Source organism: Bacillus sp. SIMBA_008 (genome assembly GCF_046535495.1).
In the GTDB taxonomy this organism is placed as follows: Bacteria; Bacillota; Bacilli; order Bacillales; family Bacillaceae; genus Bacillus; species Bacillus subtilis.
Genome location: NZ_JAWRWL010000005.1, coordinates 192,958 through 212,284, shown reverse-complemented (window position 1 = coordinate 212,284; position 19,327 = coordinate 192,958). Strand labels below are relative to the sequence as shown.

22 protein-coding genes and 1 pseudogene are annotated in these 19,327 nt (G+C 46.0%); 20 read left to right on the top strand and 3 right to left on the bottom strand.

Annotated elements, in window-relative coordinates:
• Positions 1 to 22 precede the first annotated feature (22 nt).
• From iolI to SB658_RS17330, 7 genes are all read left to right on the top strand, one after another.
• The gene (iolI, locus tag SB658_RS17360; RefSeq protein ID WP_080529990.1) at positions 23 to 859 is read left to right on the top strand and encodes a 2-keto-myo-inositol isomerase; all 837 of its coding nucleotides are present in this window, start codon (positions 23 to 25) and stop codon (positions 857 to 859) included.
• A gap of 20 nt (positions 860 to 879) precedes the next feature.
• Positions 880 to 1,752 carry a 6-phospho-5-dehydro-2-deoxy-D-gluconate aldolase gene (gene iolJ / locus SB658_RS17355; protein ID WP_119899950.1) on the top strand — a complete coding sequence of 291 codons (873 nt, stop codon included), beginning with the start codon at positions 880 to 882 and terminating at the stop codon, positions 1,750 to 1,752.
• 107 nt (positions 1,753 to 1,859) lie between these two features.
• Positions 1,860 to 2,549 carry a two-component system response regulator YxdJ gene (gene yxdJ, locus SB658_RS17350; RefSeq protein WP_003243527.1) on the top strand — a complete coding sequence of 230 codons (690 nt, stop codon included), beginning with the start codon at positions 1,860 to 1,862 and terminating at the stop codon, positions 2,547 to 2,549.
• Positions 2,546 to 3,523: a two-component system sensor histidine kinase YxdK gene (yxdK, locus tag SB658_RS17345; protein WP_015385109.1), complete on the top strand. Its 978-nt coding sequence runs from the start codon at positions 2,546 to 2,548 to the stop codon at positions 3,521 to 3,523. Before yxdJ ends, yxdK begins: the two co-directional genes overlap by 4 nt.
• A gap of 143 nt (positions 3,524 to 3,666) precedes the next feature.
• Positions 3,667 to 4,440 (top strand): ABC transporter ATP-binding protein YxdL, encoded by a 774-nt coding sequence (yxdL, locus tag SB658_RS17340; protein ID WP_003243557.1) that lies wholly within the window; start codon positions 3,667 to 3,669, stop codon positions 4,438 to 4,440.
• On the top strand, positions 4,415 to 6,283 hold the full coding sequence (gene yxdM, locus SB658_RS17335) for an ABC transporter permease YxdM (protein WP_119899948.1): 1,869 nt from the start codon (positions 4,415 to 4,417) through the stop codon (positions 6,281 to 6,283). The genes yxdL and yxdM overlap by 26 nt, the downstream gene beginning before the upstream one ends.
• 13 nt (positions 6,284 to 6,296) lie before the next feature.
• Positions 6,297 to 6,644 carry a YxeA family protein gene (locus SB658_RS17330; RefSeq protein ID WP_003227084.1) on the top strand — a complete coding sequence of 116 codons (348 nt, stop codon included), beginning with the start codon at positions 6,297 to 6,299 and terminating at the stop codon, positions 6,642 to 6,644.
• 40 nt (positions 6,645 to 6,684) lie between these two features.
• On the opposite strand, the gene SB658_RS17325 is transcribed toward SB658_RS17330, so the two are convergent.
• The gene (locus SB658_RS17325; RefSeq protein WP_144500442.1) at positions 6,685 to 7,650 is read right to left on the bottom strand and encodes an iron-hydroxamate ABC transporter substrate-binding protein; all 966 of its coding nucleotides are present in this window, start codon (positions 7,648 to 7,650) and stop codon (positions 6,685 to 6,687) included.
• A gap of 176 nt (positions 7,651 to 7,826) precedes the next feature.
• Between SB658_RS17325 and SB658_RS17320 the strand changes: the two genes are divergently transcribed.
• Positions 7,827 to 8,225, top strand: coding sequence for a hypothetical protein (locus SB658_RS17320; RefSeq protein WP_003227087.1), 399 nt, complete (start codon positions 7,827 to 7,829; stop codon positions 8,223 to 8,225).
• Positions 8,226 to 8,268: 43 nt separating this feature from the next.
• Here the strand turns inward: SB658_RS17320 and SB658_RS17315 are convergent, their stop codons facing one another.
• Together SB658_RS17315 and cotNE are read right to left on the bottom strand one after the other, a co-directional pair.
• Positions 8,269 to 8,622, bottom strand: coding sequence for a hypothetical protein (locus SB658_RS17315; protein ID WP_003236356.1), 354 nt, complete (start codon positions 8,620 to 8,622; stop codon positions 8,269 to 8,271).
• A gap of 247 nt (positions 8,623 to 8,869) precedes the next feature.
• Positions 8,870 to 9,235, bottom strand: coding sequence for an inner spore coat protein CotNE (gene cotNE / locus SB658_RS17310; RefSeq protein ID WP_003227093.1), 366 nt, complete (start codon positions 9,233 to 9,235; stop codon positions 8,870 to 8,872).
• A gap of 90 nt (positions 9,236 to 9,325) precedes the next feature.
• Here cotNE and SB658_RS17305 point away from each other — a divergent pair, with 90 nt between their 5' ends.
• From SB658_RS17305 to SB658_RS17250, 12 genes and pseudogenes are all read left to right on the top strand, one after another.
• Positions 9,326 to 9,760 (top strand): lipocalin family protein, encoded by a 435-nt coding sequence (locus SB658_RS17305; protein WP_003227095.1) that lies wholly within the window; start codon positions 9,326 to 9,328, stop codon positions 9,758 to 9,760.
• Positions 9,741 to 10,298 carry a hypothetical protein gene (locus SB658_RS17300; protein WP_003227097.1) on the top strand — a complete coding sequence of 186 codons (558 nt, stop codon included), beginning with the start codon at positions 9,741 to 9,743 and terminating at the stop codon, positions 10,296 to 10,298. The genes SB658_RS17305 and SB658_RS17300 overlap by 20 nt, the downstream gene beginning before the upstream one ends.
• A gap of 39 nt (positions 10,299 to 10,337) precedes the next feature.
• The gene (yidA, locus tag SB658_RS17295; protein ID WP_003227099.1) at positions 10,338 to 11,150 is read left to right on the top strand and encodes a sugar-phosphatase; all 813 of its coding nucleotides are present in this window, start codon (positions 10,338 to 10,340) and stop codon (positions 11,148 to 11,150) included.
• A 155-nt stretch (positions 11,151 to 11,305) separates the two neighbouring features.
• Positions 11,306 to 12,292: a penicillin V amidase gene (gene yxeI, locus SB658_RS17290; RefSeq protein WP_029726152.1), complete on the top strand. Its 987-nt coding sequence runs from the start codon at positions 11,306 to 11,308 to the stop codon at positions 12,290 to 12,292.
• A pseudogene (locus tag SB658_RS17285) lies at positions 12,279 to 12,515 on the top strand (hypothetical protein). The gene yxeI and the pseudogene SB658_RS17285 overlap by 14 nt, the downstream one beginning before the upstream one ends.
• Positions 12,516 to 12,700: 185 nt before the next feature.
• Positions 12,701 to 14,026 carry an LLM class flavin-dependent oxidoreductase gene (locus tag SB658_RS17280; protein WP_003227105.1) on the top strand — a complete coding sequence of 442 codons (1,326 nt, stop codon included), beginning with the start codon at positions 12,701 to 12,703 and terminating at the stop codon, positions 14,024 to 14,026.
• A 13-nt stretch (positions 14,027 to 14,039) separates the two neighbouring features.
• Positions 14,040 to 14,537 (top strand): sulfur-containing aminoacid acetyltransferase SnaB, encoded by a 498-nt coding sequence (gene snaB, locus SB658_RS17275; RefSeq protein WP_003227107.1) that lies wholly within the window; start codon positions 14,040 to 14,042, stop codon positions 14,535 to 14,537.
• 24 nt (positions 14,538 to 14,561) lie between these two features.
• Positions 14,562 to 15,356, top strand: coding sequence for an amino acid ABC transporter substrate-binding protein (locus SB658_RS17270; RefSeq protein WP_003227109.1), 795 nt, complete (start codon positions 14,562 to 14,564; stop codon positions 15,354 to 15,356).
• 22 nt (positions 15,357 to 15,378) lie between these two features.
• Positions 15,379 to 16,053 (top strand): amino acid ABC transporter permease, encoded by a 675-nt coding sequence (locus tag SB658_RS17265; RefSeq protein WP_003227111.1) that lies wholly within the window; start codon positions 15,379 to 15,381, stop codon positions 16,051 to 16,053.
• A 12-nt stretch (positions 16,054 to 16,065) separates the two neighbouring features.
• The gene (locus SB658_RS17260) at positions 16,066 to 16,815 is read left to right on the top strand and encodes an amino acid ABC transporter ATP-binding protein (protein WP_014478463.1); all 750 of its coding nucleotides are present in this window, start codon (positions 16,066 to 16,068) and stop codon (positions 16,813 to 16,815) included.
• A 16-nt stretch (positions 16,816 to 16,831) separates the two neighbouring features.
• Positions 16,832 to 17,974: an N-acetyl-sulfur-metabolite deacetylase SndB gene (gene sndB, locus SB658_RS17255; RefSeq protein ID WP_003227116.1), complete on the top strand. Its 1,143-nt coding sequence runs from the start codon at positions 16,832 to 16,834 to the stop codon at positions 17,972 to 17,974.
• Positions 17,971 to 19,308 (top strand): MmgE/PrpD family protein, encoded by a 1,338-nt coding sequence (locus tag SB658_RS17250; RefSeq protein WP_003227118.1) that lies wholly within the window; start codon positions 17,971 to 17,973, stop codon positions 19,306 to 19,308. The genes sndB and SB658_RS17250 overlap by 4 nt, the downstream gene beginning before the upstream one ends.
• The last annotated feature ends 19 nt before the right edge of the window (positions 19,309 to 19,327 follow it).

The following is a 19,327-nucleotide window of genomic DNA, read 5'->3' as shown; positions in this document are numbered from 1 at the left end:
AACGCAGATGGGGGAGTCTGGCATGAAACTTTGTTTTAATGAAGCGACAACATTGGAAAACTCAAACCTTAAACAGGATTTAGAACTATGCGAAAAGCACGGCTATGATTATATTGAAATCCGCACAATGGATAAGCTGCCCGAGTACTTAAAAGATCATTCATTGGCAGATCTTGCGGAATATTTTCAAACCCATCACATCAAACCGCTTGCCCTAAACGCGCTTGTTTTCTTCAACAACCGTGATGAAAAGGGCCACAACGAGATCATCACTGAATTTAAAGGCATGATGGAAACATGCAAAACCCTCGGTGTGAAATATGTGGTGGCCGTTCCGCTTGTGACAGAGCAGAAGATTGTAAAAGAAGAGATCAAAAAGAGCAGTGTAGAGGTGCTGACTGAGCTGTCAGATATCGCGGAGCCGTACGGCGTAAAAATCGCGCTTGAATTTGTCGGCCATCCGCAATGTACGGTCAATACGTTTGAACAGGCGTATGAGATCGTAAACACAGTTAACCGTGACAATGTCGGGCTTGTCCTTGATAGTTTTCACTTCCATGCAATGGGTTCAAATATTGAGAGCTTAAAGCAGGCGGACGGAAAGAAAATCTTCATCTATCATATCGATGATACAGAAGATTTCCCAATCGGCTTTTTAACAGATGAGGATCGTGTATGGCCGGGACAAGGGGCAATTGACTTAGATGCCCACTTATCAGCACTGAAGGAAATCGGCTTCTCTGATGTTGTATCGGTTGAGCTATTCCGGCCTGAATACTATAAGCTGACTGCTGAGGAAGCCATTCAAACAGCGAAAAAAACAACAGTGGACGTCGTATCAAAATACTTCAACATGTAATGGATAAAGGAGGGGTGGACATGGCTTTTGTATCGATGAAAGAGCTTCTTGAAGATGCAAAGCGGGAGCAGTATGCGATCGGCCAGTTTAATATCAACGGCCTGCAGTGGACGAAGGCGATTTTGCAGGCGGCGCAAAAGGAGCAATCACCGGTCATCGCCGCGGCTTCCGATCGCCTGGTCGACTATTTAGGCGGATTTAAAACGATTGCCGCCATGGTCGGCGCGTTAATGGAGGACATGGCGATTACCGTTCCGGTCGTGCTTCATCTCGATCACGGCAGCAGTGCGGAACGCTGTAGACAGGCCATTGATGCCGGATTCAGCTCAGTGATGATTGACGGCTCCCATCAGCCGATTGACGAGAATATCGCGATGACAAAAGAAGTCACCGATTATGCCGCAAAACACGGCGTGTCAGTAGAAGCCGAAGTCGGCACGGTCGGTGGAATGGAAGACGGCCTGGTCGGCGGGGTCCGCTATGCCGATATCGCGGAATGTGAGCGGATCGTCAAAGAAACCAATATCGACGCGCTGGCCGCCGCCCTCGGCTCTGTACACGGCAAATATCAGGGTGAGCCGAATCTCGGATTTAAGGAAATGGAGGCTATCTCTCGCATGACTGATATTCCCCTCGTTCTTCATGGGGCATCCGGGATTCCGCAGGATCAGATCAAAAAAGCCATCACACTCGGCCACGCGAAGATCAATATCAATACGGAATGTATGGTAGCGTGGACAGACGAAACACGCCGCATGTTTCAGGAAAACAGCGATCTGTACGAACCGCGCGGCTATTTGACACCCGGCATTGAAGCCGTGGAAGAGACAGTGCGAAGCAAAATGAGAGAGTTCGGATCAGCCGGTAAAGCAGCTAAGCAGCAGGTCGGCTAAAGAGATCAGAAACCGCCGAGATGGCGGTTTTTTTGTGCGGTGTTGCGTCCATACGCCCAAAACGATTATGATGATGGCAGCAGTGTAAGAAACGGGAGTGGTTCAGTTTGAATAAAATTATGATTGTGGAAGACAGTGAAGACATTCGCGGACTATTGCAGAATTACCTTGAAAAATACGGATATCAAACAGTGGTCGCCGCGGATTTTACAGCTGTTCTTGATGTCTTTTTGCGGGAAAAGCCCGATGTGGTGCTGCTTGATATCAATTTGCCGGCATATGACGGATATTATTGGTGCCGGCAGATCCGCCAGCACTCCACAAGCCCGATCATCTTTATTTCTGCCAGAAGCGGGGAAATGGATCAGGTGATGGCGATTGAAAATGGGGGAGACGATTATATCGAAAAACCGTTTTCTTATGATATTGTGCTTGCGAAAATCAAAAGCCAGATCCGGAGGGCGTACGGGGAGTACGCCGCAAAGCAGGGAGAGAAAGTGGTTGAATATGCCGGCGTTCAGCTCTTTGTGGAACGGTTTGAACTGCGTTTTCAGGATGAAAAAAGCGAGCTTTCTAAAAAAGAAAGCAAGCTTTTGGAAGTGCTGCTTGAGCGGGGAGAAAAGGTGACGAGTCGGGACCGTCTCATGGAAAAGACGTGGGACACCGACATATTCATCGATGATAATACACTTAACGTGTATATCACGCGGCTCAGAAAAAAACTGCGGGAGCTGAATGCGCCTGTTTCTATTGAAGCGGTGCGGGGCGAAGGCTACCAGCTGAGGGCGCAGTCATGAAGCTGTTTCTCCGGTCTCATGCAGTGCTGATTCTGCTTTTTCTCCTTCAAGGGCTGTTTGTCTTCTTTTATTACTGGTTTGCGGGTCTGCATTCTTTTTCTCACTTGTTTTACATATTGGGCGTGCAGCTTCTTATTTTGGCGGGCTATCTTGCCTATCGCTGGTACAAAGACCGCGGCGTGTATCATTGGCTCAGCTCGGGGCAGGAAGGGACGGATATCCCGTATCTCGGTTCTTCAGTGTTCTGTTCAGAGCTGTATGAAAAGCAGATGGAGCTGATCCGGCTGCAGCACCAGAAGCTCCATGAGACCGAAGCCAAGCTTGACGCGCGGGTGACGTATATGAATCAATGGGTGCACCAAGTGAAGACGCCGCTGTCGGTCATTAATTTAATCATTCAAGAAGAGGATGAGCCCGTTTTTGAACAAATCAAAAAAGAAGTCCGGCAGATTGAATTCGGGCTGGAGACGCTTCTTTATTCTTCAAGGCTCGACCTGTTTGAACGGGATTTTAAAATCGAAGCGGTTTCCCTGTCCGAGCTTCTCCAATCAGTCATTCAAAGCTATAAACGATTTTTTATTCAATATCGCGTTTATCCGAAAATGAACGTTTGCGATGATCATCAGATTTACACCGATGCCAAATGGCTCAAATTTGCGATCGGCCAAGTGGTCACAAATGCGGTCAAGTATTCAGCGGGCAAGAGTGACAGACTTGAGCTGAATGTCTTCCGCGATGAAGACAGGACGGTGCTTGAAGTCAAAGATTACGGTGTCGGGATTCCCTCACAAGACATCAAGCGGGTGTTTGACCCTTATTACACGGGTGAAAACGGGCGGCGTTTCCAAGAATCTACGGGAATCGGCCTCCATCTCGTCAAAGAAATTACAGATAAGCTCAATCATACGGTGGACATCAGCTCGTCTCCCGGTGAAGGGACATCAGTTCGATTTTCATTTCTTACAAAAATGTAAGGCTGCGTTAAGAAAACAACATAGCCCGCTTTGTTTCCCCTTGATAACATGGATTTATGTCAAGGGGATTTTTATGTTGAACGTCCCGGCACTACATGAAAGCAGCCCAGATCAACAAGAATAAAACCATAAGGAGGATTTTCATGGCGAATATGCTTGAAGTCAAACATATAAATAAAACCTATAAAGGACAAGTGTCCTATCAGGCCTTAAAGCAAATTTCATTTTCAATAGAAGAAGGCGAGTTCACGGCGGTGATGGGGCCGTCCGGGTCCGGAAAAACAACGCTTTTGAATATCATTTCAACGATTGACCGTCCAGATTCAGGCGATATCCTGATTAACGGAGAAAACCCGCATCGCCTGAAGCGGACAAAGCTCGCTCATTTCCGCCGCAAGCAGCTCGGATTTGTGTTTCAGGATTTCAACCTTCTGGACACGCTGACGATCGGTGAAAATATCATGCTGCCGTTAACGCTTGAAAAAGAAGCGCCGTCTGTCATGGAAGAAAAACTGCACGGCATCGCGGCAAAGCTCGGTATCGAAAACCTGCTTAACAAGCGGACGTTTGAAGTATCCGGAGGCCAGCGCCAGCGGGCCGCCATCGCAAGAGCGGTCATTCATAAGCCGTCACTCATTCTGGCCGATGAACCAACTGGAAACCTTGATTCCAAAGCGACAAAAGACGTCATGGAAACGTTGCAGAGCCTGAATCGGGATGATCATGTCACGGCTTTGATGGTGACCCACGATCCGGTTTCGGCAAGCTACTGCCGCCGCGTCATCTTTATAAAAGACGGCGAATTGTTTAATGAGATTTACCGCGGGGAAAACCGCCAAGTCTTTTATGAACAAATTCTTGATGTGCTGTCTATGCTGGGGGGAAACGCAAATGACCTTTCTTCAGTTCGCTTATAAAAACGTCACGAGAAACAAAAGGGCTTATCTTGCATTCTTTTTAAGCAGCGCCTTTTCCGTTTTGATTTTCTTTACCTTTGCGATGTTCCTGTTTCATCCGGCATTAAAGGAAGGCTACCTGAATAACATCGCCAAAAAAGGCTTAACCGCCGCGGAATGGATGATCTTTGTTTTTTCTTTCTTATTTGTTCTGTATTCGGTTAATGCATTTTTGAAATCGAGAAATAAAGAATTCGGCATTCTGCTCATGCAGGGCATCACGCCGGGGCAGCTGAGAAAGCTCATTACTGCGGAAAATATGATCATCGGCGTCATGTCAATTGCAGCCGGTATTATCGGAGGATTCATTTTTTCAAAGACGTTCTTTACGGTCGGCGCTTATATTTTAGAAATGGACGCGCTGCCTTTGTATATGCCTTGGAAAGCGCTCGGTATTACGGCCTGCGGATTTCTGCTCTTATTTTTCTTTTTATCGCAGTTTACGATCCTTTTTGTCAGATCAAATACGGTTATCAAATTAATAAAGGGCACTGACAAGGTTAAACCGGAGCCTAAGCCGTCCGTGCTTCTGTCCTTATTCGGCATCGCCTGTCTGTGCGGCGGGTACGGCATGGTTCTTAAAGGCAATGTCCACGGGGCCGAACCGTTTATCATTTTACTGCTCACCGTCATCGGAACATATTTCTTTTTCAGCCAAAGCAGCATATGGATTCTGCGCGCGCTGAAGAAGTGGAAAACCTTTTATCTGCGCGGGAAAAATGTCATTTGGGTTTCTGACCTTGTCTATCGTCTAAAAGACAACGCCCGCCTGTTCTTTATTGTCAGCATTATTTCCGCGGTTGCGTTTACTGCGACAGGCGTGCTCGCGATGTACAAATCGACCGTCGGAGCGGAAGAGTCCGCTTATGAAATGGAGTATTTATCTTACAGCAACAATCCAAAAGAACAGACTCATTTGAAAGATATTGACCATGAACTGAAAACACACGGCTTTACGTATAAGAAAGACAAAATAGATGTTTCCTATGTTCGCTATCAGGAAGGAGAAACTGTTCCCCCTGTTTACATGATCAGCAAATCGGATGTATCAAAATACTTCCATGTTAAGCTGAGCGGCCTGAAAAATGATGAGGCTGTCTATTTCCCGGGCACGTATGACCGCAATTTCAAAAACGAAGCGCCGGATCAGCTGAAGTTGCTGAACCAAAAAGGGGAGCTGTCTGATCAAAAACTGTCGGTAAAAGAAGTCAAAAAACCGCTGATCTCATTGAACGCCATCATCGCGGTGAATGATCAAACCTTTGATCAGCTGAAATCACTCGGTGATAAAGCGTCACTATACGGCTACAGCTATGATCATTGGAAAGACAGTCTTGAGATCAGCCAATCCTTGCAAAATGAGATTTACGGCAATTATATCGACGTGCATTCTGATTTTGCTTCAAAAGCTGGGACTTACTATGATACGGTGCAGCTGCCGAGCCTGAGTTTATTTATCGGCCTGTTTATCGCAATTGTATTCTTTGTCGCGGCAGCAAGTTTCTTATATTTCAGGCTGTTCACTGATTTAGATGAAGACCGGGAGCGCTACCGTTCACTGGCCAAAATCGGCCTGAGTGAGCGTGAAATGGCACAAAGCGTGACAATACAATTGGCCATTCTTTTCTTCTTTCCATTTGTCATTGCTGTCATGCATACACTGTTTGCCTTGAGAACATTGGCTGTGGAAGGCTATTCCGATGTAGCGGGGCCGCTCAGTCTCACCATCGGAGGGTTTTTCATTTTTCAGCTTCTATTCTTCCTCGCGGTGCGGTCAAGCTATTTGAAAAAAATGAACAAGTAAGGGGAGTGCAAAGATGAAAAAAGCAATGGCAATCCTGGCCGTCTTGGCGGCTGCTGCCGTAATATGCGGGCTTCTCTTTTTTCATAACGATGTTACAGACAGATTTAATCCGTTTATTCACCAGCAAGATGTCTATGTTCAGATTGATCGAGATGGCAGACATCTTAGTCCGGGCGGTACTGAATATACATTAGACGGATATAATGCATCCGGGAAAAAAGAAGAAGTGACCTTTTTCGCCGGCAAAGAGCTTCGGAAGAACGCGTATTTGAAGGTGAAGGCGAAAGGAAAGTATGTCGAGACTTGGGAAGAAGTCAAGTTTGAAGATATGCCGGACTCCGTACAGTCAAAATTAAAGTGAATCATAAAAAACGGCACAGCGTCATGACTGTGCCGTTTTTTTATTTTTTATTTTCTTCGGTCCGTTTGATCAGCATGTCGGTGATGATATCCACCTGTTTGCTGACAGAAATCGGGTCGTACGGGTAGAACGTGTCAAAGTCATTGATAAACACGCGATTATGTTTAACAGCGTCAAGATTTTTCCAAATAGAGGAATTCTCCAGCTTGTCGAGTGTTTTGCTTTCGCCTTTCGGGTTGTAATCCGTAATGAACATATAATCTGCGGCATACTCAGGAATAACCTCTTGAGAGAGCTGTTTCATCTCTCCTTTTTTGATGACATCTTGCTCAATTTTTTCAGGCGCTTTTAACCCAAGTGCATTGTATACAGCTTGGCCGCCGCGTCCGCCATTGTCATTGAACACCCAGAATTCGCCCTTGTCTGTGTTTTCATAAATGCCGAAGGTCGCATCTTTGTCGATGACGCCGGCAATTTTCTTCTTAGCTGCTTCCGCTTTTTTGTTAAAGTCATCCATAAAGGATTTTGCTTTGTCTTTCGCTCCGGCGATATCTCCGAACATGCTGACTGTGTCTTCTACGTTTTTCGCTGTGTTATAAGGTATGACAACAGTCGGAGCGATTTTCTTTAATTTATCAACATTCTCTTCATTCATGACAACAATTAAGTCAGGCTGAAGCTCCATCACTTTTTCAACGCTGATTGGATCACCAACATCCTTCACATTTTTCAGCTTTGATTTTAAAAACGGATTATCAAATGACCATGAGCCTGAGCCGACCACATTGGCCCCGACAGACAGCAATTCACCGGCATAAAAATCAGTGACGATGCGTTTCGGATGTGCAGGAATGTTGACGTTCCCTTTTGGTGATTTGTATGTTCTCATTTCTGTTTTTTCGGAAGCAGAATCGCTTGAGCTCCCTTTAGAAGCCGTGCCGCTGCAAGCGCTGACAAACATGAGAAGCAGCACAAGCATGCCCACGAGCAATATGTTCTTTTTCATCAAGAACCCTCCCACTATGTATCTCAATAGATTAGTAATGATTATCATTATCAATTAATAATATAGCAAGAAACCTGTTCTCCGTCTATCACTATTTTTAAGGGGAAAGTTTTTCCCGTTTATGGGTGACGCGGTATGCCTAATCGATTATTATAGGTAAATAGGAGGAGAAAAATATGGGAATTACAAAAAGAGGTTCCGCTTGGGAATGGCTGCATAGCTGGTGGATGCTGTTTATTTTCATGCCTTTTGCCATTACCAGTTTTTTTGCCTTTTTATTTATTGGCATCAAGGTTAGAAATAGAAAGTGGATCATGTACGGCATCATTTATTTTTTCATTTTTGCGTTTGGTTTTGTTTTGCCCGATCTGCCCGGTGTTTTTATTGTGGTTCCGTTATGGGCGGTAACCATTATTCATGGATTTAAAGTGCGCCCGCTGTATTTGATTCAGCTGGATGTCTACAAAGATCATGTGGAGGCGCGGGCTTTTGCCGAGGCAAGAAGTGAAGCCGAGAGCAGATTTCATGCACCGAAACAGTCTATTCAGGATATACATATTCGCAAAGAACAGTAAGAAAAAAAGCTCAACACTCGCATTGTGTTGAGCTTTTTATATGTTACTGCTGATAGGATTGCTGCTGAAATGGCGTGTTTTGGCCGAATGGAAGTGTAGACACATTCGTATTCATGACGCTGGATTGTCCAGTAAGTTCCTGTTGCATTTGGTTGCACATGTTGACAACCTGCTGGCACTTTTGAATCGCCATATCATGCCCGTGCAGTGCTTGCTGAATGGTATGTGCAGCTTGTTGTTCGTGGTTTAGAATCTGCTGCAGCATTTGGATGTTTTGCTGTTCCTGATGAAGCATTTGGCGATATTGCTGGCTGCTTTGCTGTGTTTGCTGAATGAGCTGCTGAGCAGTTTGGCGGCATTGGTTCAGCTGCTGCAAGCCGTGTTGTGTATTATGCATGAATGATCCCTCCATGTATCGATTGACGTGAGTCGGTATTATCATGCAACTTGAATGAAAAGAAATTCCGTCAAAGAGGAACTACAATTATTTTCCTCAGCCCCTCTATCTTTGAATGAAAACGGTAAAGATTGTATACTGGGTACAAACCCTTTTTATGTAAATGTTCCGTTTTAACATATAAGAAATGCGGAAAACGAAACCCTGAGATGGGAGAATCGTATTCCGCTTTTTTTCTTTGTTTCGCTCAGAAACCGCCTTCCCCTGCAGTAAATGGGATATTCAGCCGGTTTTCTACTGTACGGAGGCGCTGATTGAGCCGATTTAGGCGGCGTGTATGGCGTTCAACAGCCTGGCTTAGCTGATTGACCTGTTCGGCAATCCGTGCAATTTCCCGATTTTGACGGCGGTCTTCGTTTGTCAGCCGGGTTAATTCTCTTGACTGCTGTTCATTTTGCCGTTCAAGTGCTGCGATTCTTCTTTCCAATGCCGGCTGTCTATCCATTTGGTATGGATCGTATACATCCTGCTGCGGATAAGGATTGTACTCATAGTGGCTATAGTAAGGTTCCTGCTGAGGCAGCTGAGGGCTGTAATATTGATAAGGGTTCATTATGATCAATCTCCTTGTGGGTGAATTCCTTATAACTTATGTAGTCCTTGGCACAGTGGCACGGCATTCGCCCAAAAAAAGGAGGAAAGGATGGTGATCCCCTTGAGAAACAAATATGGCATTTTGTTTTTAATTGTTGTATGCATCATGGTATCGGGCTGCCAGCAGCAAAAAGAAGAGACGCCGTTTTATTACGGAACGTGGGATGAGGGGCTTGCCCCCGGGCCAACGGACGGCGTGAAATCAGCAACAGTCACATTTACCGAAGACGAGGTTGTGGAAACGGAAGTGATGGAAGGAAGAGGAGAGGTACAGCTGCCTTTTATGGCATACAAGGTGATTTCCCAAAGCACTGACGGGTCTATCGAGATTCAGTACCTCGGCCCCTATTATCCGCTCAAAAGCACGCTGAAAAGAGGAGAAAACGGGACGTTGATATGGAAGCAAAATGGACAGAGAAAAACGATGACGAGAATTGAATCAAAGACCGGCAGGGAGGAGAAAGATGAGAAATCAAAAAGCTGAAAGACTGGTGGCAGCGGGGCTTGTTTTACATATTATTCAGTGGATATTTATATTATGGGCTTTTCTCAAAGTCAAACATTTATTTAGTGACTATACGATCTATAACCCTAATGTCATCAGCGGCTCCATGCAGTCCTTATCGTTTATACAAATGATGCGCGCTATGATGTACTCAGGGGCAATCGTGAATTATGTATTGTTTTTTGCCCTTGTATGGCTGATTTATGGCATAGTGCTTCATGCCATCCTGATTGTTCTGGAAATGGCGGCTTACGTCATGATCAGGCGGAATCCATCATCTTCATGGGGGTTCTTTTTAATCGCTGCGGGTGTGAAGCTTGCCATCTTGAATATAACCGGCATTCCATTTTTAGCTGCCGGCTTTCTGCTGATGAAACAGAAAAAAGCAGAAAACGGCGTCAAGGCAGAAAGAAAGCGGAAACCGCGCTTGCGTATCCGAAGACAAGGGCGGCGTCTAAATAGAATTCGGAGAAAACCATCTCTTCCGGTTGAATATCAAAAAGAAAAAACGATATGATGGGACTATAGCCTGAAAACGACATGAAGGAGATGCAGGATGTACAAACTAATTGCAATTGATATGGATGGAACACTTTTAAATGATCATCATGAAGTAACAGAGGAGGTCCGCGACGCCCTTCACGCGGCAAAAGCGGAAGGTGTCAAAATTGTGCTTTGCACCGGCCGGCCTATCGGGGGTGTGCAGAGATATTTAGATGAACTGAATTTAATTGAAGAAGGCGACTATGTTATTGCGTATAATGGAGCACTTGTTCAAAATACGCATACAAATGAAGTGGTCTCGGAGCTGTCTCTCGGTTATGATGATTTGACTTCATTATATGACCTGAGTTTAGAGCTGAAGACGCCGATGCATTTCTTTGACTCATCTAATTTGTATACGCCTAACCGGGACATTAGCGAATTTACCGTATACGAATCCTATGTGACACAGGTGCCGCTTCATTTCCGCAAAATTGACGAGGTGCCAAAAGATATCCTCATCCCGAAAGTGATGTTTATTGATAAACCGGAGAACTTAAGCCGCGTCATTACATCGATTCCAAATGACGTGAGAGAAAAATATACAATGGTCAGAAGCGCGCCTTTCTTTTATGAAATTCTGCACTCGGAAGCCAGCAAAGGAAATGCTGTACGCCAGCTGGCTCAGCTGCTTGGAATTGAACAGGCGGAAGTCATGTGCATAGGCGACAACGGGAACGACCTGACAATGATCGAATGGGCGGGCTGCGGGGTTGCCATGGCAAACGCCATCCCAGAAGTATTGGAAGCCGCAAACTTTCAAACGCGCTCCAATAATGAACATGGTGTTGCGCATGCGATTCACGAGCTTGTTTTGGCTAAATAATAAAAAATCCAGCCTCTTAGAAGGCTGGATTTTTTCGTTTTATTTGATGTAATGTCAATTCTTTGACGAATCGATTTGACTTTCGTTATGCTGATAAAACCAATTCGTTCACAATATGTATGATATTAATCTGAATTGAAAAGGGGACTGATCAAATGTGCACAAGTCTTACATTGGAAACTGCTGACCGGAATCATTTATTAGCGAGAACAATGGATTTTGCATTTCAGCTGGGGACGGAGGTCATTCTCTATCCGCGCCGTTACAGCTGGAAGAGTGAAGCTGACGGAAAGGCCCATCAGACACAGTACGCGTTTATCGGTATGGGGAGAAAACTTGGAAATATATTATTTGCCGACGGCGTTAATGAAAGCGGTTTATCTTGTGCGGCGCTTTATTTTCCGGGCTATGCGGAGTACGAAAAAACGATACGGGAAGATACCGTTCACATTGCCCCGCATGAGTTTGTGACATGGGTGCTGTCAGTCTGTAAGTCTTTGGAAGACGTAAAAGAAAAGATTCGATCTTTAACGATTGTAGAGAAAAAATTAGATCTATTGGATACAGTTTTACCGCTTCACTGGATATTGTCAGACCGGACGGGCCGAAGCCTGACGATAGAACCGAGAGCAGACGGCCTCAAAGTCTATGATAATCAACCTGGTGTCATGACGAACAGCCCCGACTTTATATGGCATGTAACCAATCTGCAGCAATATACAGGAATCAGACCGAAGCAATTAGAGAGCAAAGAGATGGGCGGATTAGCCCTTTCCGCTTTTGGCCAAGGCTTAGGAACTGTTGGTCTGCCGGGGGATTATACACCGCCTTCCCGGTTTGTCAGAGCTGTTTATTTGAAAGAACATCTAGAGCCGGCGGCCGATGAAACGAAAGGTGTAACAGCCGCTTTTCAAATTTTGGCAAATATGACGATACCAAAGGGCGCAGTGATAACGGAAGAAGACGAAATTCATTATACGCAATATACTTCCGTGATGTGCAACGAAACTGGAAACTACTATTTCCACCACTATGACAATCGGCAAATCCAAAAAGTGAGTTTATTTCATGAAGACCTTGACTGTTTGGAGCCTAAAGTGTTTTCTGCTAAAGCAGAAGAGAGTATTCATGAGCTTAATTAATTCACATCAATCAGCTGATTCCGGTTTGAATATCTGGAGTCAGCTGTTTTTTTATACAATCGTTACGGCGTCTGAATGGATAGGCGGTTTGCAAAAGCGAAGAAAAGGAAGAAAAGGCAAAGGAAATGGCGAAATCTTATATGAAATTCTTGGATGAAAACTGAGTCTTTGCTTCATTAGACTCAGTTTTCTTGCCGATATAGAGGTTGCACTAGTTGAATGAATCAATGCCGTTCCATCATGGTCACGCAAGGGTCTTTTCGCTTGAATAGAAAAAATTAATCTTAACTCATTGACAAACGTCCAAGACAAAGGTACATTTTGATTTATTCATATTAAACGACTAGGAATATAGGAGTTTATTTTTCGGATTATTCAGCCTAAAAACATGATAAAAGGAGTATCGTCATGACAAGCAAAAAGAAACAAATCAAATTAGGGGTATTTTTAGCAGGTACAGGCCATCATGTTGCGTCTTGGCGGCACCCGGACGCGCCCTCAGATGCGAGCATGAATTTGGATTATTTTAAAGAGCTTGCGAAAACAGCGGAGCGGGGCAAGCTGGATATGCTGTTTTTAGCGGACAGCCTTTCAATTGACAGCAAATCACATCCAAATGTATTAACAAGGTTTGAGCCATTCACCCTGCTCTCTGCTTTGGCGCAGGTCACATCAAAAATCGGACTGACAGCAACAGCCTCCACTACATACAGCGAGCCATTCCATATTGCCAGACAGTTTGCGTCATTGGATCATCTCTCCAATGGCCGTGCCGGATGGAACGTCGTCACTTCATCTATTGAATCAACAGCACTGAATTTCAGCGGTGAAAAGCACCTTGAACACCATTTGCGCTATCAGCGGGCAGAGGAATTTGTCGAGGTTGTAAAGGGGCTTTGGGATTCATGGGAAGAGGACGCCTTTATCCGTAATAAAGAAACGGGTGAATTCTTTGACAAAGAAAAAATGCACGAGCTGAATCACAAAGGAGAATATTTCTCGGTTCGCGGACCTCTGAACGTTTCAAGAACCCCGCAGGGCCAGCCGGTCATTATCCAGGCAGGATCATCAGGAGACGGAAAAGCGCTGGCTGCCAAAACAGCCGAAGTGATCTTCACAGCACAAAACCACCTGGAATCAGCTCAAGAATTTTATCAATCCATTAAAGAACAGGCTGCGGAATTCGGACGTGATCCAGAAAAAATTGCCATCATGCCGGGTATTTTCCCAATCATTGCCGATACAGAAGAAGCAGCGCAAGCCAAATACAAGGAGCTTCAAGATCTAATTATCCCATCTGTCGGTCTGCAAATTCTCCAAAATTACTTAGGCGGAATTGATTTGTCGGCATATCCGCTTGATGGGCCGCTGCCGAAGCTTGACGCAGAAGCTTCCAATGCGGTGAAGAGCCGCTTCAAGCTTGTTCAGGAGATGGCTGAACGTGACAATATGACGATACGAGAGCTTTACAAATACGTTGCAGGCTCCAGAGGCCACCATATCTTTGTCGGCACGCCGGAGCAGCTCGCCGACAAGATGCAGGAATGGGTGGATACGAAAGCGTGTGACGGGTTTAACATCATGCCTCCGCTTCTTCCAGAAGGAATTGAAGTGTTTGTTGATCAAGTGGTTCCGATTTTACAGGAGCGCGGCGTGTTCAGAAAAGAATATGAAGGCACAACATTACGAGAGCACTTCGGTTTGGAAAAGCCGGTAAACCGCTATGCAAAGTAAGGAGGAACGCTAGATGAAGCCACAATACCGCCTTGCAGTTGAACGTGATGCCGAACAGCTTCTCGAGCTGACATTGCGGGCTTATGAACCGATTCGAAAGCTCGGCATTCGTTTTGCTGCCGCTCATGCGGATTTGGATTTGGTGCTGAAAAATATTCGGGAAAATGCTTGCTACGTCATGGAAGAAGACGGGCGGATCATCGCGACCATCACCTTGAGAATGCCTTGGGGAAAACAGCCGGGACCGTATGGCGTTCCGCATATCTGGTGGTTTGCTGTGGACCCCGACACCGGAAAAAAAGGAATCGGAACAAAGCTGCTTCAATGGCTGGAGGAAACAATCCTTCGCGATACGTTAAAGGTTCCGTTTGTCTCACTCGGAACAGCGGATAAGCATCCGTGGCTGATTGAGATGTACGAACGAAAAGGATATGTCCGCTCAGGTGAACAAGACCTTGGAAAAGGGCATATCACAGTCTATATGAAAAAACAATTGCGACATGATCTATAAAAATAGAAAAGGCGGGAAAATCAAATGAAGATGAAAAAATGGACAGTGCTGGTCGTTGCTGCATTATTAGCGGTGCTCTCAGCTTGCGGCAATGGAAACAGCAGCAGTAAAGAGGATGACAATGTGCTTCATGTCGGTGCGACAGGACAAAGTTACCCATTTGCTTATAAAGAAAACGGAAAGCTGACAGGTTTTGACGTGGAAGTGATGGAAGCAGTCGCTAAGAAAATTGACATGAAACTGGACTGGAAGCTGCTTGAATTCAGCGGGCTGATGGGAGAGCTTCAAACAGGCAAGCTTGACACCATTTCTAACCAGGTAGCTGTGACAGACGAACGTAAGGAAACGTATAACTTTACGAAACCATACGCTTATGCGGGAACACAGATTGTCGTCAAAAAAGACAATACAGACATCAAATCAGTAGACGATTTAAAAGGCAAGACAGTCGCAGCCGTTCTCGGTTCAAACCACGCGAAAAACCTTGAAAGCAAAGATCCTGATAAAAAAATCAATATCAAAACGTATGAAACACAAGAGGGTACGCTGAAGGATGTTGCGTACGGCCGGGTAGACGCTTATGTCAACAGCCGAACTGTATTGATCGCGCAAATCAAGAAGACCGGTTTGCCATTAAAGCTTGCAGGAGATCCGATTGTTTACGAACAGGTTGCATTCCCATTTGCCAAGGACGATGCGCACGACAAGCTCCGCAAAAAAGTCAATAAGGCGCTAGATGAATTGCGTAAAGACGGAACACTGAAAAAACTCTCTGAAAAATACTTTAATGAAGATATCACAGTAGAACAGAAGCATTAAGAAACGGCGGTGAATCACCAGAATGAACACGATTGATTGGGAATTCATGATATCAGCGTTCCCGACTTTAATTCAGGCCCTTCCGATCACGTTGTTTATGGCCATAGCGGCTATGATTTTTGCCATTATCGGAGGACTTATTCTCGCACTCATTACAAAGAACAAAATTCCAGTGCTTCATCAGCTGTCAAAGCTGTATATATCCTTTTTTCGAGGCGTGCCGACACTGGTGCAGCTGTTCTTAATCTATTATGGGCTGCCGCAGCTATTTCCAGAGATGAGCAAAATGACAGCTCTCACAGCCGCTATCATCGGGTTAAGCTTAAAAAATGCAGCATATTTGGCAGAAATCTTCCGGGCTGCCCTCAATTCTGTTGATGACGGGCAGCTGGAGGCGTGCCTGTCTGTCGGTATGACAAAATTTCAGGCATACAGACGGATTATTTTGCCGCAAGCGATCCGAAATGCGATTCCGGCAACGGGCAATACATTTATCGGGCTCCTGAAAGAAACGTCACTGGCCTTTACATTAGGGGTCATGGAGATGTTCGCCCAAGGGAAGATGTACGCTTCAGGAAACCTCAAATATTTTGAGACGTACTTGGCGGTTGCGATCGTCTATTGGGTTCTTACCATGATCTACAGCATGTTGCAGGACTTGTTTGAACGCGCCATGAGCAAGCCATACCGGACTTAGAGGTGAAATCAGTTGATAACAGTAAAAAATATTCGCAAAGCGTTTAAAGATCTCGTCGTGCTAGATGGAATCGATCTAGAAGTGAAGCGCGGAGAAGTGGTGGCGATCATCGGTCCGTCCGGTTCCGGAAAATCAACGCTTCTCCGGTGCTTGAATCTATTAGAACGTCCGGATCAAGGCCTCATTGAAATCGGAGAAGCCAAACTGAACGCGGAAAAATTTACACGCAAAGAAGCACACCGGCTTCGCCAGCAAACGGCCATGGTCTTTCAAAACTACAATCTGTTTAAAAATAAAACGGCTCTGCAAAACATTACAGAAGCTTTAATCGTGGCTCAACATAAACCACGCGACGAAGCGAAACGTATTGGAATGGAGATTCTGAAACAAGTCGGTCTGGAGCATAAGGCTGATAGCTATCCGATCACAATGTCCGGCGGCCAGCAGCAGCGAATCGGCATCGCGCGGGCGCTTGCGGTCAATCCGCATGCGATTTTGCTGGATGAACCAACGTCAGCGCTTGACCCTGAGCTCGTCACAGGGGTGCTTCAGGTCATCAAGTCCATTGCGGAAAAACAAACAACGATGATCATTGTTACACACGAAATGGCGTTTGCAAAAGAGGTTGCTGATAAAGTGATTTTTATGGCAGACGGCCATATTATCGAGCAGGGAACGCCAGAGGAACTGTTTGACCATCCGAAAAACGAACGGACGAAACGATTTATCAAGCAGGTGGGAGAGCCTGCAGAGCTTATATAAGAAGGGGAGAAGAACAATGGCCGACAAAGCGTTTTATACCCGTTTAATCAATATGCGGCGTGATCTTCATGAACATCCTGAACTGTCATTTCAAGAGGTTGAAACGACGAAAAAAATCCGCCGCTGGCTTGAGGAGGAGCAAATCGAAATACTTGATGTTCCTCAATTGGAGACTGGCGTGATTGCAGAAATCAAAGGACGGGAAGACGGCCCCGTGATAGCAATACGAGCGGACATTGACGCGCTCCCGATCCAAGAACAGACGAATCTCCCGTTTGCATCTAAGGTTGATGGCACAATGCATGCGTGCGGACACGATTTTCATACTGCTTCTATTATTGGCACAGCGATTTTGCTGAATCAAAGAAAGGCCGAGCTGAAAGGTACAGTCCGCTTTATCTTTCAGCCGGCCGAAGAAATTGCCGCAGGAGCAAGAAAGGTTCTAGAAGCTGGCGTACTTAATGACGTTTCTGCGATTTTCGGCATGCACAATAAGCCGGATCTGCCTGTCGGGACCATTGGTGTAAAGGAAGGTCCGCTCATGGCAAGTGTTGACCGATTTGAGATCGTCATCAAAGGGAAAGGCGGGCACGCCGGCATCCCAAATAACAGTATTGATCCAATCGCTGCAGCCGGACAAATCATCAGCGGGCTGCAATCTGTGGTCAGCCGCAATATCAGCTCACTGCAAAACGCAGTCGTCAGTATCACAAGAGTACAGGCGGGCACCTCGTGGAACGTAATTCCAGACCAAGCTGAAATGGAGGGAACGGTTCGAACCTTTCAAAAAGAAGCGAGGCAGGCTGTTCCGGAGCATATGAGACGAGTGGCTGAAGGAATTGCAGCGGGCTATGGGGCACAAGCAGAATTCAAGTGGTTTCCTTATTTGCCTTCCGTTCAGAATGACGGCACATTTTTGAATGCGGCATCCGAAGCTGCGGCACGGCTTGGCTATCAAACCGTTCACGCTGAGCAGTCTCCGGGCGGAGAAGACTTCGCTCTGTATCAAGAGAAGATTCCGGGATTTTTTGTCTGGATGGGAACGAACGGGACGGAGGAGTGGCATCATCCGGCCTTTACACTGGATGAAGAAGCCCTTACGGTTGCCTCTCAGTACTTTGCGGAGCTGGCGGTTATTGTATTGGAGACCATCAAATGAGCAAACAAGGGCTGACAGCAGGTCTTGCAGCGGCTGTGAGAACGTCACAACCTGAGCATTCAGTTGACGCGATTCACGAAGCAAAAAAGGGATTACTTGATTTTACTGCCGCTTCATTCGCAGGAAGAGAAGATAAAGGAATTCAAAAGCTGCTCCGGCTGATAGAGGATGAAGGAGGCCTGCCTCTTGTTCCTATTATCGGACAGGGCAAAAAGGCCGCGCCATTACAATCCGCGATGCTCAATGGATTTATCGCTCATGCATTGGATTTTGATGATGTCCACTCCGATGTAAGAGGACACCCCAGTGCAGTCATCGTACCGGCCCTTATTGCATCTGCCGCTCGCGGACATAACGAGCGGCTTCTTGGCGCTTATGTTGTTGGTGTTGAAGTGATGGCACGGCTGGGAGAATCAATTGGCAGCCGCCACTATGAAAAGGGCTGGCATAATACAGGAACGCTTGGTGCCATCGCTGCTGCCTGCGCCGTAGGTTATGCTGAGGAGCTGACTCAGGAAGAGTTGGAAAAAGCAATTGGTTTTGCGGCTACGCAATCTGCTGGGATGAGGGTGCAATTTGGAACAGAAATGAAACCGCTGCACGCCGGTCTGGCGGCTCAGGCTGGCTTGCTGGCCGTTAAGCTGGCCCAATCAGAATTTGGCGGGTCCCGCACGGCACTTGATGGAGAAACTGGTTTCTTCAGTCTGTACGGTGACGTTGAAAAAGCACAACACACTTTGCTAAACGATTGGGGGGCACCGTGGAGAATTGTGCAGCCGGGTCTATGGTTTAAAATCTATCCATTTTGTTCCGCGGCACACCATGCTGCAGATGCGGTACGACAGCTTATCTCCGAAGAAACCATTTCTGCGGCCAATACCGAACGTATTGAAGTGATATTTCCGCCAGGCGGAGATGCTGCATTGACGGAACGATCTCCAAAAACTGGAGAGGAAGGCCGTTTCAGCGTTGAATATGTGATTGCTCTTGCTTTGCACGGACACGACCTGACCGTTGAACATTTCAACAGCCAGCCGATCCCAAACGGCATTCAAACGACAATAGGGCATATTCAGCGCGTATATGACAATGCTACTCAGCCGGCTCCCCGTGCCGTTCCAAAAGGCCGTTTTACGATTGTCCGGGCCTATTTATCAGACGGCCGGATTTGCGAAGCGCGTGTGGACTGCCCAAAAGGGGCGCCAGGAAATGAGCTGTCTGAAGAAGACATAATAGAAAAATTGACATTAACGGTCCCGCAAGAAAAAGCGCGGAGCATCATAACAGCCGTTGAAAAAGCCGATATAAAAGAATTTTTAGCTCATATTGAATAAGATCAACTCTATTCGGTGA

What these genes read in the sequence shown, in the direction of transcription:
- yidA (WP_003227099.1), top strand. Translation starts at nt 10,338, where the DNA reads ATGTACAAACTAATTGCAATTGATATGGATGGAACACTTTTAAATGAT.
- SB658_RS17300 (WP_003227097.1), top strand. Translation starts at nt 9,741, where the DNA reads ATGAGAAATCAAAAAGCTGAAAGACTGGTGGCAGCGGGGCTTGTTTTA.
- SB658_RS17320 (WP_003227087.1), top strand. Translation starts at nt 7,827, where the DNA reads ATGGGAATTACAAAAAGAGGTTCCGCTTGGGAATGGCTGCATAGCTGG.
- SB658_RS17270 (WP_003227109.1), top strand. Translation starts at nt 14,562, where the DNA reads ATGAAGATGAAAAAATGGACAGTGCTGGTCGTTGCTGCATTATTAGCG.
- iolI (WP_080529990.1), top strand. Translation starts at nt 23, where the DNA reads ATGAAACTTTGTTTTAATGAAGCGACAACATTGGAAAACTCAAACCTT.
- cotNE (WP_003227093.1), bottom strand. Translation starts at nt 9,235, where the DNA reads ATGAACCCTTATCAATATTACAGCCCTCAGCTGCCTCAGCAGGAACCT.
- yxdM (WP_119899948.1), top strand. Translation starts at nt 4,415, where the DNA reads ATGACCTTTCTTCAGTTCGCTTATAAAAACGTCACGAGAAACAAAAGG.
- SB658_RS17280 (WP_003227105.1), top strand. Translation starts at nt 12,701, where the DNA reads ATGACAAGCAAAAAGAAACAAATCAAATTAGGGGTATTTTTAGCAGGT.
- SB658_RS17330 (WP_003227084.1), top strand. Translation starts at nt 6,297, where the DNA reads ATGAAAAAAGCAATGGCAATCCTGGCCGTCTTGGCGGCTGCTGCCGTA.
- yxdL (WP_003243557.1), top strand. Translation starts at nt 3,667, where the DNA reads ATGGCGAATATGCTTGAAGTCAAACATATAAATAAAACCTATAAAGGA.
- SB658_RS17305 (WP_003227095.1), top strand. Translation starts at nt 9,326, where the DNA reads ATGGTGATCCCCTTGAGAAACAAATATGGCATTTTGTTTTTAATTGTT.
- yxdK (WP_015385109.1), top strand. Translation starts at nt 2,546, where the DNA reads ATGAAGCTGTTTCTCCGGTCTCATGCAGTGCTGATTCTGCTTTTTCTC.
- SB658_RS17325 (WP_144500442.1), bottom strand. Translation starts at nt 7,650, where the DNA reads ATGAAAAAGAACATATTGCTCGTGGGCATGCTTGTGCTGCTTCTCATG.
- snaB (WP_003227107.1), top strand. Translation starts at nt 14,040, where the DNA reads ATGAAGCCACAATACCGCCTTGCAGTTGAACGTGATGCCGAACAGCTT.
- iolJ (WP_119899950.1), top strand. Translation starts at nt 880, where the DNA reads ATGGCTTTTGTATCGATGAAAGAGCTTCTTGAAGATGCAAAGCGGGAG.
- sndB (WP_003227116.1), top strand. Translation starts at nt 16,832, where the DNA reads ATGGCCGACAAAGCGTTTTATACCCGTTTAATCAATATGCGGCGTGAT.
- SB658_RS17315 (WP_003236356.1), bottom strand. Translation starts at nt 8,622, where the DNA reads ATGCATAATACACAACACGGCTTGCAGCAGCTGAACCAATGCCGCCAA.
- SB658_RS17250 (WP_003227118.1), top strand. Translation starts at nt 17,971, where the DNA reads ATGAGCAAACAAGGGCTGACAGCAGGTCTTGCAGCGGCTGTGAGAACG.
- yxeI (WP_029726152.1), top strand. Translation starts at nt 11,306, where the DNA reads ATGTGCACAAGTCTTACATTGGAAACTGCTGACCGGAATCATTTATTA.
- SB658_RS17265 (WP_003227111.1), top strand. Translation starts at nt 15,379, where the DNA reads ATGAACACGATTGATTGGGAATTCATGATATCAGCGTTCCCGACTTTA.